The sequence below is a fragment of the Alloyangia mangrovi genome (assembly GCF_002300555.2).
GTDB lineage: Bacteria > Pseudomonadota > Alphaproteobacteria > Rhodobacterales > Rhodobacteraceae > Salipiger > Salipiger mangrovi.
In genome coordinates this window covers 57056-70406 of record NZ_NTHN02000012.1, presented here as the reverse complement: position 1 = coordinate 70406, position 13351 = coordinate 57056, and the positions used below count along the sequence as shown (strand labels likewise).

Annotated in this window: 10 protein-coding genes, 1 tRNA gene and 1 pseudogene; 6 read left to right on the top strand and 6 right to left on the bottom strand. The window is 69.3% G+C overall.

The features are described from left to right. Positions 1-50: 50 nt before the first annotated feature. On the top strand, positions 51-1796 hold the full coding sequence (gene recJ, locus CLG85_RS08895; RefSeq protein WP_260348725.1) for a single-stranded-DNA-specific exonuclease RecJ: 1746 nt from the start codon (positions 51-53) through the stop codon (positions 1794-1796). Positions 1797-1927: 131 nt separating this feature from the next. Continuing rightward, positions 1928-2002, top strand: a tRNA-Glu gene (locus CLG85_RS08890). Between the two features lie 136 nt (positions 2003-2138). On the opposite strand, the gene CLG85_RS08885 is transcribed toward CLG85_RS08890, so the two are convergent. From CLG85_RS08885 to CLG85_RS08865, 5 genes are all read right to left on the bottom strand, one after another. Then, positions 2139-3425 (bottom strand): amidohydrolase family protein, encoded by a 1287-nt coding sequence (locus tag CLG85_RS08885; RefSeq protein WP_095883819.1) that lies wholly within the window; start codon positions 3423-3425, stop codon positions 2139-2141. Further along, positions 3426-4373: an ABC transporter permease gene (locus tag CLG85_RS08880; protein WP_095883818.1), complete on the bottom strand. Its 948-nt coding sequence runs from the start codon at positions 4371-4373 to the stop codon at positions 3426-3428. Then, on the bottom strand, positions 4370-5416 hold the full coding sequence (locus CLG85_RS08875) for an ABC transporter permease (protein ID WP_260348724.1): 1047 nt from the start codon (positions 5414-5416) through the stop codon (positions 4370-4372). Before CLG85_RS08875 ends, CLG85_RS08880 begins: the two co-directional genes overlap by 4 nt. A gap of 104 nt (positions 5417-5520) precedes the next feature. Beyond that, the gene (locus CLG85_RS08870; RefSeq protein WP_260348723.1) at positions 5521-7059 is read right to left on the bottom strand and encodes an ABC transporter ATP-binding protein; all 1539 of its coding nucleotides are present in this window, start codon (positions 7057-7059) and stop codon (positions 5521-5523) included. Between the two features lie 22 nt (positions 7060-7081). Continuing rightward, positions 7082-8107 (bottom strand): BMP family protein, encoded by a 1026-nt coding sequence (locus tag CLG85_RS08865; protein WP_095884380.1) that lies wholly within the window; start codon positions 8105-8107, stop codon positions 7082-7084. Positions 8108-8476: 369 nt separating this feature from the next. On the opposite strand from CLG85_RS08865, the pseudogene CLG85_RS08860 reads away from it, so the two are divergent. The 3 genes and pseudogenes from CLG85_RS08860 to CLG85_RS08850 all read left to right on the top strand — a co-directional run bounded on the left by CLG85_RS08860 (position 8477) and on the right by CLG85_RS08850 (position 10909). Next, a pseudogene (locus CLG85_RS08860) lies at positions 8477-9720 on the top strand (malonyl-CoA decarboxylase). A gap of 68 nt (positions 9721-9788) precedes the next feature. Next, entirely contained in the window at positions 9789-10385 is a 597-nt protein-coding gene (locus CLG85_RS08855; protein WP_224849158.1) for a helix-turn-helix domain-containing protein, read from the top strand. After that, positions 10382-10909 (top strand): GNAT family N-acetyltransferase, encoded by a 528-nt coding sequence (locus CLG85_RS08850; RefSeq protein ID WP_095884382.1) that lies wholly within the window; start codon positions 10382-10384, stop codon positions 10907-10909. Before CLG85_RS08855 ends, CLG85_RS08850 begins: the two co-directional genes overlap by 4 nt. 15 nt (positions 10910-10924) lie before the next feature. Here CLG85_RS08850 and CLG85_RS08845 read toward each other — a convergent pair whose 3' ends face one another. After that, entirely contained in the window at positions 10925-12298 is a 1374-nt protein-coding gene (locus tag CLG85_RS08845) for an L-serine ammonia-lyase (RefSeq protein WP_260348722.1), read from the bottom strand. A gap of 185 nt (positions 12299-12483) precedes the next feature. On the opposite strand from CLG85_RS08845, the gene rpiA reads away from it, so the two are divergent. Next, the gene (gene rpiA, locus CLG85_RS08840) at positions 12484-13254 is read left to right on the top strand and encodes a ribose-5-phosphate isomerase RpiA (RefSeq protein WP_095881925.1); all 771 of its coding nucleotides are present in this window, start codon (positions 12484-12486) and stop codon (positions 13252-13254) included. Positions 13255-13351: the final 97 nt, after the last annotated feature.

Below are 13351 nucleotides of genomic sequence, written 5' to 3'. Positions count from 1 at the left end.
TTCGCGCTAGGAGGGGGCGATTTCAGGCAAGGAAGAAACGCGAGGGGCGCATGAGCTATCTGGGTGTGGAGCAGTCGCTGACCGGGCGGCGGTGGGTCGGTCCGGCGGTCGAGGTCGAGCGGCAGGCCGAGGCGCTGGCGCAGGCCTCCCACCTGCCGCGCCCGCTCTGCGCGGTGCTGGCGCGGCTCGGGGTGCCGGGCGAGGAGGTGCCGGGCTTCCTCGATCCCAAGCTGCGCGACCTGATGCCCGACCCGCGCGTCATGCGCGACATGGAGAAGGCTTCCGCCCGTATCCTGCAGGCGGTTCGGGGGCGCGAGCGCATCGCCATATTTGCCGATTACGACGTCGACGGCGGCAGTTCGGCGGCGCTGCTGATCGACTGGCTGCGCCAGCTCGGGCTCGAGGCGACGCTCTACGTGCCCGACCGCATCGACGAGGGCTACGGGCCCAATGTGCCCGCCATGCAGCAGCTCGCCGCGGCGCATGACCTGATCATCTGCGTCGACTGCGGCACGCTCTCGCATGAGCCCATCGCCGCGGCGACGGGCGCTGATGTGGTGGTGCTCGACCACCACCTCGGCGGCGAGACGCTGCCGGATTGCGTGGCGGTGGTGAACCCCAACCGCCAGGACGAGGACGGCGCGCTGGCGCATCTCTGCGCCGCCGCCGTGGTCTTCATGGTCCTGGTCGATTGCGGGCGGCAAATTCGCGAGGCGGGCGCAAAGGGGCCGGACCTCATGTCGCTGCTCGATCTGGTGGCGCTGGCCACCGTTGCCGACGTGGCACCGCTGCGCGGGGTCAACCGCGCCTTCGTGCGCTCGGGCCTGCAGGTCATGGCGCGGCGCGCGCGGCCCGGGCTCGTGGCGCTCTCGGACGTGGCGCGGCTCGACACGGCGCCCTCGGCCTATCACCTCGGCTACGTGCTCGGGCCCCGGATCAACGCCGGCGGGCGGATCGGCCAGGCCGACCTCGGCGCGCGGCTGCTGGCCACACGGGACCGTCACGAGGCCGAGGCGCTGGCCGCGCGGCTCGACAAGCTCAACTCCGAGCGTCGCGAGGTCGAGGAAGCGGTGCGCGCTTCGGCGATCGCGCAGGCCGAGGAGCGCGGCCTCGACGCGCCGCTGGTCTGGGCGGCGGGCCAGGGCTGGCATCCGGGTGTGGTCGGCATCGTTGCCTCGCGCCTCAAGGAGATGACCAACCGCCCCTCCATCGTCATCGGCTTCGACGGCGGCGAGGGCAAGGGCTCGGGCCGCTCGGTTTCGGGCGTCGATCTGGGCGCGAGCATCCAGAAGCTTGCCGCCGAGGGGCTGCTGGTCAAGGGCGGCGGCCACAAGATGGCTGCGGGGCTGACCGTGGCCGAGGACAAGCTGGAGCCCGCCATGGCGCGGCTGGCCGAGCTTCTCGCCAAGCAGGGCGCAGGGCAGGGCGGGGCGGCGGACCTGCGGCTCGACGGGCTGATGATGCCGGGCGTTGCCAGCACCGACCTCTGCGACCGGCTCGAGCAGGCCGGGCCCTTCGGCGCCGGGGCGCCGGGGCCGCGGTTCGCCATGCCCGATGCGCAGATCCTTTTTGCCAAGGAAGTGGGCACCGGGCACCTCAAGATCACCGCCGGGGACGGGCTCGGGGCGAAGATCGACGCCATCTGCTTCGGGGCCTTCGACACGCCGATGGGCCAGGTGCTGAGCCAGCACAAGGGCGCACGATTCCACCTCGCCGGGCGCTTCGAGATCAACGAGTGGAACGGCCGGCGCTCGGTGCAGATGCGTCTGGAGGACGCTGCGCCTGCCGCTGGGTAAGCGGATGTGAGGCGGAAATTTCAAAACAATATCAGTGATTTGAGAAAAAGTCACGGATGGGTGAAAAAACCGCAAAATTCCGCTTGCAAGGGGTCGGAGCTTTGACTAGAACGCCCCTCACCAGCCGGCACGGCCCGTTCGTCTATCGGTTAGGACGCCAGGTTTTCAACCTGGAAAGAGGGGTTCGATTCCCCTACGGGCTGCCACTTCTCCCATGACTTCGACATGAGCGAGACGCCGAACGGCGCGCGGCTTCCGCGTGCCCTTTTCGCGTTTGCGTGTCTTGCCCTCCGAGCGGCGGAAAACGCTGTCCCCGCAGGGACAGCGCCGATGCGCGTCCGCTCAGCCCGGGACCTTGTGTCGCCGGCGCACGCTGCCGGGGCGACCGGGCAGGGCCAGCGTCGCGTCGTTGCGCGCCTGGCGCGTGACCACCTTGCCCTTGGAGATGACGCAGAGCCGGTCCGGCCGCAGCCGCAGCGCCTCGATCGGATCGCCCGCGTCAAGCACCACCAGCGAGGCCATGTTGCCGACCGCCAGCCCGTAGCCCTCGAGGTGCAGGATCTTCGCGTTCTCCTCGGTCACCATGGTGAAGCAGCGGGCCATCTCCTGCGGCGAGGTCATCTGCGCCACGTGCAGCCCCATGAAGGCCACGTCGAGCATGTCGCCGGTGCCGAGCGAGTACCAGGGGTCGCGCACGCAGTCCTGTCCCCAGCCGACGCGGATGCCCTGCGCCTGCATCTCCTTGACGCGGGTGAGGCCGCGGCGCTTGGGGTAGCTGTCATGCCGTCCCTGCAGGGTGATGTTGATCAGCGGGTTGGGAATGGCGGAAATTTCCGCTTCTGCGATCAGAGGGAGAAGTTTTGACACGTAATAGTTGTCCATGGAGTGCATGGAGGTGAGGTGACTGCCCGCCACGCGGCCCTGCAGGCCAAGGCGCTGCGTCTCGTAGGCCAGCGCCTCGATATGGCGCGAGAGGGGGTCGTCGGTCTCGTCGCAATGGATGTCGACCAGCAGGCCGCGCTCGGCGGCGATCTCGCAAAGCTCCTTCAGCGAGGCGGCCCCATCCGCCATGGTGCGCTCGAAGTGGGGGATGCCGCCGACCACGCCGACGCCCATGTCGAGCGCACGGATCAGGTTCTCGCGCCCCGTCGGCGTGCGCAGGAAGCCGTCCTGCGGGAAGGCGACGAGCTGCAGGTCGAGGTAGGGTTTGACCCGCGCCTGAACCTCCAGCATCGCGGTGACGGTGTTCAGGTGATCGGGTGTGGTGTCGACATGGCTGCGGATCGCCAGCAGGCCCAGCGAGACGGCCCAGTCGCAATACTCCAACGCCCGGGCGACCATCTCGTCGACCGTCGCCTCCTCGCGCAGCTCGCCCCAGAGGTCGATGCCCTCGAGCAGGGTGCCCGAGGCATTGATCCGGGGCGTGCCGTAGCTCAGCGTCGCGTCCATGTGGAAATGCGGGTCGACGAAGGGAGGCGACACGAGGTCGCCCGAAGCGTCGATGGTCTCGCCCGCCTCGGAGTCCGCGAGGTTGCCGATGGCCGCGATGCGGCTGCCGGTGATGCCGATGTCGGCGGTGGTCCCGTCCGGCAGGGTGCCACCGGTCACGAGGATGTCGAAAGTGGCCATTCAGCGCTCTCCGCGGTTGAAGGGGGTCATCAGCGCCGCCGGAACTTCGGCGCGGCGCGACATGAGGATGAGGGCGAGGATCGACAGCACGTAGGGGATCATCAGGAAGACCTGATAGGGCACGACCTGCCCCATCGGGGTCTGCTGCAGGCGGATCTGCAGCGCGTCGAAACCGGCGAAGAGCAGCGCGCCCAAGAGCGCCTTGCCGGGTTTCCACGCGCCGAAGACCACCAGAGCGATGCAGATCCAGCCGCGGCCGTTGACCATTTCGAAGAAGAAGGACGAGAAGGCCGACATGGTGAGGAAAGCCCCGCCCACCGCCATGAGGCCCGAGCCGACGATGACCGCGCCCATGCGGATCGCCGCAACGGAAAGCCCCTGCGCCTCCACCGCCTGCGGGTTTTCCCCGGCGGCGCGCACGGCGAGGCCGAGCGGCGTGCGGTAGAGCACCAGCGCCACCAGCGCGGCGCAGCCGAAGGCGGCCCATGTGAGCGCGGTCTGCGAGAAGAGCGCCTGCCCGAGCCACGGGATGTCCGACAGCACCGGGATGTGCAGCGGCTGGAAGGGCGCGATGCGCGGCGGGCTCGTGACCTCGGGCAGGGCGAGGCGGTACGCGTAATAGGCCGATGACGTGGCGAGCATGGTGATGCCGAGGCCGACCACGTGCTGCGACAGGCCGAAGGGCACCGTCAGCAGCGCGTGCAGGGCTCCGAAAGCCATACCGGCGAGCAGCGCGACCAGAACGCCCGGCCAGAGGCCAAGCCCCGCGTAGACGGCCATCCAGCCGGCGAAGGCGCCGAAGACCATGATGCCCTCGATGCCGAGGTTGAGAACGCCCGCGCGCTCGCAGATCAGCTCTCCGAGCGTGGCGAAGATCAGCGGCGAGGCGATGCGCAGCACGGCGGCCCAGAAGCTCGCCGAGATGAGGATGTCGACGATCTCGGTCATCCGCGCACCACCCGGACTTTCGTGAGAAGGATGGCCAGCACCATGAAGAGCAGGGCCGTGGCCAGCAGGATATCGGCGATGTAGGTGGGCACGCCCGCGGCGCGCGACATGCTGTCGGCCCCGACGAAGACCCCCGCGACGAAGAGCGCCGAGACGACGACGCCGAGGGGGTGCAGCAGGGCCAGCATGGCGACCACGATGCCGGTGTAGCCGAAGCCGGGCGAGAGGTCGGCGGTGAGGTTGCCCTTGAGGCCCGCGACCTCCGAGAAGCCCGCCAGCGCGGCGAGGCCGCCGGAGATGAGCGCGGTCTTGACCAGCACCCGACCGACCGGGATGCCGGCGAAGCGCGCCGCCTCGGGGTTGAGGCCGGTGGCGCGGATCTCGTAGCCGAGCGTGGTGCGGGTCTGCATGACCCAGACCGTGAGCGCCGAGATGAGCGCCAGCCCGAAACCCCAGTGCAGCCGCAGCCCCTCGATGAGGCGTGGCAGGCGGGCATCGCGCGGCAGGGCGGGGGATTTCGGCCAGCCCATGCCCATCGGGTCCTTCAGCGGCCCCTCTAGCAGGTAGGAGATGAAGAGCGCCATGATGAAGTTGAGAAGCAGCGTGGTCACCACCTCGTCGACGCCGAGGCGGGTTTTCAGCAGCACCGGGCCGAGCAGCACCAGTGCCCCGGCAAACACCGCGCCGAACGCCATCAGCGGCAGGGCGAGGGGCCCGGGCAGTCCGAGCTGCGTGCCGATCACGACGGTGAGGAGCGCGCCGGCGTAGAGTTGCGCCTCGGCGCCGATGTTCCAGAGCCGGGCGCGGAAGGCGACCGAGACGGCGAGGCCGGTGAAGATCAGCGGCGTGGCGCGGTTCAGCGTTTCCAGCAGGGCGAATTTCGAGCCCGCGGCGCCCTTGAGGATGAGACCCAGCGTGGCGAGCGGATCGGCCCCCGCGATGAGCGCGAGGCCCATGGCGACGAGCACCGTGGCGCCGAGCGCCAGCGCGGGAAGGCCAAGCCTGCGGGCGGGCGAGGGGGCGGTGATGGGATCAAGGCGCATGGGGGGCTCTGGTGGGCTGTGCCTTTGCCCGGCCTGAGGCGCGGGCGGAGGGGGCGGGATGTGCGTATTTGGAAAGAGAAGAAGGGGCGAGGTGGCGCGTATTCTCAGGCGGCATCGTCGAAGCCCTGTCCGGCCATCCACTGGCCGAGTTCGGCGGGGGTCTTGCTGCCGCGCGGGAACTCCGGCGAGAGCCGGCCCTCGCAGATCACCCGCACCACGTCCGAGAGCGTCAGCACCTCGTCGAGATCCTCAGAGATCAGCAGCACAGCCGCGCCCGCGTCGCGGGCGGCGATGAGGCGCTGCTGCACGTAGGTGACCGCGCCGATGTCGAGGCCGCGCACCGGCTGGTTGGCGAGGATGATCCTCGGCTGCGCGCCCAGCACCCGGCCGAGGATCAGCTTCTGCATGTTGCCGCCCGACAGCAGGCGGATGCGGGTCTCGGGACCCGGGCAGCGCACGTCGTAGGTTTCGATGATCTCCTCGGCGGCGCGGCGGGCGGCGGACCAGTCCATCCATCCGGCCTTCGCCACGGGGGCCTCCGCGTAGCTTTCCAGCACCGCGTTCTCGGTGAGGGTGAAATCGGCGATGGTGCCGGTCCTGTGGCGGTCCTCGGGGATGCGGCCGATGCGGGCGGCCAGCGCCTCGCGCGGGGACCAGCGGGGGATCTCGGCGCCCGCCAGTTCCATGGTTCCGGCGCTGGGCGTCTCGAGGCCGGACAGCAGGTCGGCGAGTGCACCCTGGCCGTTGCCCGAGACCCCGGCGAGGCCGAGAATTTGCCCGGCCTTGAGCTCAAGGTCGACAGAGCGCAGCCCGGTGCGGTTGCCGCGCGCGGGGGTGGAGACCTTGTCCAGCCGGAGCAGCGTGGCGCCGGGGCGGGCCTCGGCGGGGGCGGGGGGCGTGATCTCGGCGCCGACCATCAGCTCGGCGAGCTGGTGGCGGTCGGTCTCGGCCGTGGCGACCTCGCCGACGAGCTTGCCGTGGCGCAGCACCAGCACGCGGGAGGAGACCGCCATGACCTCGTGCAGCTTGTGCGAGATGAAGATCACCGAGAGCCCCTGCGCCACCGCCTTGCGCAACGTCTCGAAGAGGGCGTCGCTTTCCTGCGGGGTGAGCACGGCGGTGGGCTCGTCGAGAATGAGGATGCGGGCCTCGCGGTAGAGCGCCTTGAGGATCTCGACCCGCTGCCGCTCGCCCACGGAGAGCGTCGCGACACGGGCGTCGGGATGCACGGCAAGGCCGAAGTCGTGCGAGAGTTGCTGCACCCGCCGCCGGGCCGCCGCGCGGCCGAGGCCGGGGGTCCAGAGCGAACGGGTGCCGAGCAGGATGTTCTCGAGCACGGTCATGTTGCCCGCGAGCGTGAAATGCTGGTGCACCATGCCCACGCCCGCCGCCAGCGCCGCGCCGGGAAGGCCGGGGGGCAGGGGCTGGCCAAACACGTCGACCGTGCCCTCGTCGGCGGTGTAATGGCCGAAGAGGATGTTCATCAGCGTGGTCTTGCCGGCGCCGTTTTCGCCGAGCAGGGCCACGACTTCGCCGCGCGCCAGCTCGAAGCTGATGGCGTCATTGGCGGTCAGCGCGCCGAAGCGCTTGGTGATGCCGGAAAGGCGCAGGACCACGTCCTGCGCCTCCTTGGTCTCGGTCATTGCCGGTTCCTTACCCGTGTCCTCACGAGGACTTGGGCTCTTCGTCGTTGATCAGGGTGGTGAAGGAGCCGTCCTTGATCGCCGCTTCCTTCGCCGCCACGAGATCGAGCGCCGCCTGCGGGACCTTGCCCTCGAAGGTGCCGAGCGGGGCGAGCGCGCAGCCGCCTTCTTTCATGAAGCTGTAGCTGCCGTAGTTCTCGGCCGCGAAGCTGCCGTCCGCCACCTTGGCCAGCGCCGCCGCCAGCGTCGGGCCGAAGTCCCAGAGCGCCGAGGCGACCACGGTGTCGGGGTAGTCGGCTTGCGTGTCGATGACGTTGCCGATCGCCAGAACGCCCTTTTCCTGCGCCGCGTCGGAAACGCCGAAGCGCTCGGCATAGAGCAGGTCGGCGCCGTTCTCGATCATCGCGAAGGCGGTTTCCTTGGCCTTGGGCGGATCGAACCACGAGCCGATGAAGCTGACCTGGAAGGTGGCCTCGGGCTTGCTCTCCTTCACGCCTGCCATGAAGGCGTGCATGAGCCGGTTTACCTCGGGGATCGGGAAGCCGCCGACCATGCCGATGTTTCCGCTCTCGCTCATCGCGCCAGCGATGATTCCCGAGAGATACGAGGCGTCCTGGATGTAATTGTCGAAGACCCCGAGGTTCGGATAGCTCTCGTCGGGCAGGAAGGACGAGCCGAGCAGGAAGGCGGTCTCGGGGTAGTCGAGCACGACCTCGCGGGCCTCCTGCTCGACGCCGAAGATCTCGCCGACGATGAGCTGCGCGCCGCTCTCGGCATATTCGCGCATGACGCGCGGATAGTCGGTGTTGGAGGTGTTCTCGGAGTAGGTGTAGCTGATCAGCCCCGCCGCCTTGGCTGCCTCGGCGGCGACATGGATGCGGCTCACCCATTGCTGCTCGACCGGCACCGTGTAGATGCCGGCGACACTGATCGGCTCCTGCGCCATCAGCTTGCCCGCGAGCCCGGTGCTGGCGAAGGCGGCGAGCCCGCCCGTGCTTTTCAGCAGTCCGCGCCGGGTCAGCAGCCCGGCCGTTTTGTCGATTGCCATCCGTCTGTCCTTTTCCATCCCTGAGGGTGTTTTGTGAATTTTTTACCAAGCGGTAAGGAATGCGCCGATTCGTGGCAATTGCCCTCGCCTCTGACTGGGGGATTTTTGCCCAAGCGACGGGCAGGAGCAGGGTGCATGCCCAGGTAATGGGCAGGCTTCCGGGGCTTGGCTGTGTGGCGCGGGGTCAGGGGGCGCTGCCCCCGTCCGCTGCGCGGACTCCCCCGGGATATTTGGACCTAGAAGAAAGCGGGGAATGCCGCGCGTTGCGGGGGCGTTGGCGCGAACAGGCTTGTCAGGGGGCTTGAGGCTGCGCACCCTTGGGCCCGGGAGGGCGCGCGGCGCCGGGCTGGCGCCGGGAAAGGAGTTCGCATGAGTCTCTTTGCCGATCTGCTCAGCACGATCTTCGACCGCCGCGCCGGGGCGGCACCGCGGCTGCGGCGCGATCCGCGGGCGCTGCCGGAGCTGGTGACGGAGCTTCTGGAGGCGCGCAGCGAGACGGTCGCCGCGACGCTGGCACGGCATGTGCTGCAACGCTACGATGGCATGTCCGGCGAGGAAAAGCTCGCCGCCTTCCACGGGCTGGCGGCGCTCAACGTCGATGCCGAGGCGGTGCGCGGGGCGCTGGCGGCCTATGAGGTCGAGCCCTCGGGGCGCAGCTACCGTGCCTTCATGGCCGCCGCCGAGCCGCCGCGGGCCGAGCTTCTGCGACGGCTCAACATGGTGCCCGGGGCGACAGAGCGGCTGGTGCGGATGCGGGCCGATCTCTTGCGGCAGGGGCGGGGGGAGCCCGAGCTCGAGGCGCTCGACGAGGATTTCCGTCACCTGTTCAAGAGCTGGTTCAACCGAGGCTTCCTCGTGCTGCGGCCGATCAGCTGGGAGAGCCCGGCGCATGTGCTGGAGAAGATCATCGCCTATGAGGCGGTGCATGCGATCCAGAGCTGGGACGATTTGCGCCGTCGGCTCGCGCCGCCGGACCGGCGCTGCTTTGCCTTCTTCCACCCGGCGATGCCGGACGAGCCGCTGATTTTCGTCGAGGTGGCGCTGACCCGCGGCGTGCCGGGCTCGATCCAGGCGCTGCTCGAGGAAGAGCGGGTGCCGCTGGAGGAGCGCAGCGCCGACACCGCCGTCTTCTACTCGATCTCCAACTGCCAGCCGGGGTTGGCGGGCATTTCCTTTGGCAATTCGCTGATCAAGCAGGTGGCCTCCGATCTCGCCAGTACCCTGCCGGGGCTGAAGACCTTCGTGACGCTCTCGCCGATCCCGGGGCTGGTGGGCTGGCTGGAGGAGCAGGGGGTGAGCTATGATCCCGCCGACGGCAAGCGCATGACCCAGCTCGCGGCGCATTACCTGCTGACCGCCAAGCGGGGCGACGGGCGGCCGCGCGATCCGGTGGCGCGCTTCCATCTCGGCAATGGCGCCTTGGTGCACGCGGTGCATGCGGGCGCGATACCTCGGAGAACGGCGTGCGGCAGTCGGGCGGGGCGATGGTCAACTACCTCTACGATCTGGCGAAGGTGGAGCAATATCACGACCGCTTTGCCGAGAGCGGCGAGGTGATTGCCTCGGGGCCGGTGAAATCGCTTTCGGCGGGGCGGGAGAAGGCGCAGGCGTGAGCGGGCTTGCGCTCTCGATCTGAATCGGGAATATTTCTCATAATAGAGAGAAACCCGGAGACACCCAGATGGATGAGCTTGCGTCGCCGACGCGTCCCGCGCCTTCGGGCGATCTGACCGCGCGGCTGGCCCGCCGCCTTGCGGCGCTGCGCGGCGAGGCCGGGCTGACGCTCGACCAGCTGGCCGAGCGCAGCGGCATCTCGCGCGCCGCCCTGTCGCGCTTCGAGAAGGGCGAGACCAGCCCCACCGCCGAGGTGCTGGGCAAGCTCTGCCTCGCCTACGGGCTCAGCATGTCCCGGCTGATGGCCATGGTGGAGGAGGGGTTCACCGCGCGTGTGCCCGCTGCCGAGCAGCCGGAATGGCGCGACGAGGCCACCGGCTTCACCCGCCGGGTGATCTCGCCCGCGGCCACCGGGCTCGCCGCCGAGATGTTGCAGTGCGTTCTGCAGCCGGGGGCGGAAATCGCCTATGACGCCTCGCCCGTGCCGGGGCTCGAGCATCACCTGCACCTGCTGTCGGGCAAGCTGCTGGTCGAGGTCGAGGGCGTGGCTCACGATCTGGCGGCGGGCGACACATTGCGCTACCGGCTGGAGGGGCCGACGCGTTTTGCCGCGCTCAGCAAGAAGAAACCGGCGCTCTACGTGCTGGTGCTGGTGACGCCGTGATCCGCGAGATTCCCGCATCCGGGATCCGCGATCACTTGCGGGATCTGGCGGATATCCTTGCCGCCTGCGTCGCGGACGGGGCGAGCGTGGGCTTCGTGATGCCCTTTGCCGCGGAGGAGGCGCTGCGCTTCTGGGAGGGGCTCGTTCCCGAAATCGAGAGCGGCGACCGGATTCTCTTCGGGGCCTTCGAGGGGGAGCGCATGGTCGGCACGGTCTCGCTGGCGCTGGCGGGGATGCCCAACCAGACCCACCGGGCGGAGATCTCGAAGATGCTGGTGCACCCCGCGTTCCGCCGTCGCGGTCTGGCGCGGGCGCTGGTCGAGGCGCTGCTTGCCCGGGCCGAGGGGCTGGGGCGGGATCTGATCACGCTCGACACGCGGACCGGGGATGCGGCGCAGCAGCTCTATGCCTCCTGCGGCTTCCTGCCGGCGGGAGAAATTCCCGAATACGCGCTGGCCCCGGAAGGAACGGCGCGGCGGGATGCGACGCTTTTCATGTACCGGCTGGGGGCGCGGGCGGCCTAGGGCCGCGCGCCGCCTTCAGCAGTTCGGCACGTTGACCGCGAGACCGCCGAGCGAGGTTTCCTTGTATTCATGGCCCATGTCGCGACCGGTCTGGCGCATGGTCTCGATGCAGGCGTCGAGCGAAACGAGGTGGGTGCCGTCGCCACGCAGCGAGAGCGAGGCAGCCGAGACCGCCTTGATCGCCCCGAGGCCGTTGCGCTCGATGCAGGGCACCTGCACGAGGCCCTTCACCGGGTCGCAGGTCATGCCGAGGTGGTGCTCGAGGGCGATCTCGGCGGCGTTCTCGATCTGCGCGGGCGTGCCTCCGAGCACGGCGCAGAGCCCGGCGGCGGCCATGGCCGAGGCGCTGCCGACCTCGGCCTGACACCCCGCCTCGGCGCCCGAGATCGAGGCGTTGTACTTCACCAGCCCGCCGATGGCGGCGGCGGTGAGCAGGAACTCGGGGATGCGCGAGGGGGTGGCTCCGGGCACGAAGTCGAGCCAGTAGCGCAGCACCGCGGGGACCACGCCCGCGGCGCCGTTGGTCGGCGCGGTGACGACCTGACCGCCGGCGGCATTCTCCTCGTTCACCGCCATGGCGTAGCAGCTCATCCAGTCGTTGATCACATGCGGCGCGGTGAGGTTGCGGCCGCGCTCGGCCTGCAGCTGCTCGTGAATGTTGCCGGCCCGGCGCTTGACGTTGAGCCCGCCGGGAAGGATGCCGCCGCCCTCTAGGCCGCGGTCGAGGCAATTCATCATCACCTCGGAGATGCGCAGCAGCCCGGCGTCGAGTTCGGCGGCGGGGCGGCGCGAAAGCTCGTTGCGGCGTTTCATCTCTGCAATGGAGAGGCCCGATGCCTCGGCCATCTCCAGCATCTCGGCGGCGCTCTTGAAAGGGTAGGGCACGGCGGGGCCGTGGTCCTTGTCATTGCCCGAGGCGAGCTCGTCCTCGGTCAGCACGAAACCGCCGCCGACGGAGTAATAAATCTCCTGCAGGATCACGTCGCCCTGCGCGTCGGTGGCCATGAGGATCATGCCGTTGGCATGGCCGGGAAGATTGCGGTCATAGTCGAAGCGGAGGTCGGTCCTGGGCGAGAACTTCAGCGGCGCGAGGCCCTCGGGATGGACCATGCCGGTGGCCTCGATCTCGGCCAGCGCGGCCTCGGCGGCCTCGGCGTCGTAGCTCTCGGGCTCGAAGCCGGCGAGGCCGAGGATGGTGGCGCGGTCGGTGGCATGGCCAACCCCGGTGAAGGCAAGCGAGCCATGCAGCGAGCCGCGCAGCCCGGCGGCGGCGAAGGGCGCGGCGCGCAGCCGGTCCAGAAAGCGCGCCGCCGCCACCATCGGCCCCATGGTGTGCGAGGAGGACGGGCCGATGCCCACCTTGAACATCTCGAACACGGAAAGAAACATGAGGGACCTCGACTCTGGGCTGTGGTTGCGCCGGACCCTAGCCCGGCCGGCGGCCGGATCACATGAAGAATTGCGGCGTTTCATCGAAGGAAAACGCTGCGGAGGCGCGGGACTTTTGCCTATCGCGGGCGCGCGCGAAGATCCTATAAGCGCCGCAACATCCGAAAAAAAGGGGAATCGCAGCGATGACCGCAGAGCTCTCGCCGACCGATATTGCAAAATTCGTGGCCTCGCGCCGTGCCGCCGATTTCGTCGAGGACGGCATGCGTGTCGGTCTCGGCACCGGCTCCACCGCCGCCTGGCTGGTGAAATACCTCGGCCGCCGGGTGCGCGACGAGGGTCTGAAGATCCGCGCCGTGCCGACCTCGACCCGTACCGCCGAGCTGGCACGGCAGGTCGGCATCGAGGTGATCAGCCTCGACGAGGCGGGTTGGCTCGACCTGACCATCGACGGCGCCGACGAGTTCGACCCCCAGCTCAACCTGATCAAGGGTGGCGGCGGCGCGCATCTTCAGGAGAAGATCGTGGCCGCGGCCTCGGACCAGATGATCGTCATCGCCGATGCCGCCAAGGACGTGGCGACGCTGGGCGCCTTCCCGCTGCCGCTGGAAGTGATCCGCTTCGGCGGCGCCTCGACCCGCACGCTGGTCGAGCGGCTGCTGGCAGAGATGGACGTGGACGGGCGCGAGACCTCGCTGCGCATGGCAGGGGGCGAGCCGTTCCTCACCGATGAAGGCAACCATGTGCTCGACCTGCACCTGAAGCGGATCGGCGATGTGAAGGCGCTGTCGTTGGCGCTGAACCAGATCCCCGGTGTGGTAGAGAACGGGCTCTTCATCGGTATCTGCGACAAGGTGGTGATCGGCTTCGAGGACGGCCGGGCCGAGCTGCGCGACGGTGCCAGCGGGGACGTGAGCGTGACCGAGATCAATCTTGCCGAGGCGGCGGGGCTGTAAGCTCCCTGCGGGTCAGGAAAGCTGAGAGGCCGCCCATCCGGGCGGCCTTTTTTTCGCTCCGGGAAGCTGCGGGACGAGAGCCGGGCGAGCGCCAGCC

Excerpts from the sequence above, each read along its gene's own strand:
- rpiA (WP_095881925.1), top strand. The coding sequence starts at position 12,484 with ATGACCGCAGAGCTCTCGCCGACCGATATTGCAAAATTCGTGGCCTCG.
- CLG85_RS08880 (WP_095883818.1), bottom strand. The coding sequence starts at position 4,373 with ATGACCGAGATCGTCGACATCCTCATCTCGGCGAGCTTCTGGGCCGCC.
- CLG85_RS08875 (WP_260348724.1), bottom strand. The coding sequence starts at position 5,416 with ATGCGCCTTGATCCCATCACCGCCCCCTCGCCCGCCCGCAGGCTTGGC.
- CLG85_RS08845 (WP_260348722.1), bottom strand. The coding sequence starts at position 12,298 with ATGTTTCTTTCCGTGTTCGAGATGTTCAAGGTGGGCATCGGCCCGTCC.
- CLG85_RS08865 (WP_095884380.1), bottom strand. The coding sequence starts at position 8,107 with ATGGCAATCGACAAAACGGCCGGGCTGCTGACCCGGCGCGGACTGCTG.
- CLG85_RS08855 (WP_224849158.1), top strand. The coding sequence starts at position 9,789 with ATGGATGAGCTTGCGTCGCCGACGCGTCCCGCGCCTTCGGGCGATCTG.
- CLG85_RS08870 (WP_260348723.1), bottom strand. The coding sequence starts at position 7,059 with ATGACCGAGACCAAGGAGGCGCAGGACGTGGTCCTGCGCCTTTCCGGC.
- recJ (WP_260348725.1), top strand. The coding sequence starts at position 51 with ATGAGCTATCTGGGTGTGGAGCAGTCGCTGACCGGGCGGCGGTGGGTC.
- CLG85_RS08885 (WP_095883819.1), bottom strand. The coding sequence starts at position 3,425 with ATGGCCACTTTCGACATCCTCGTGACCGGTGGCACCCTGCCGGACGGG.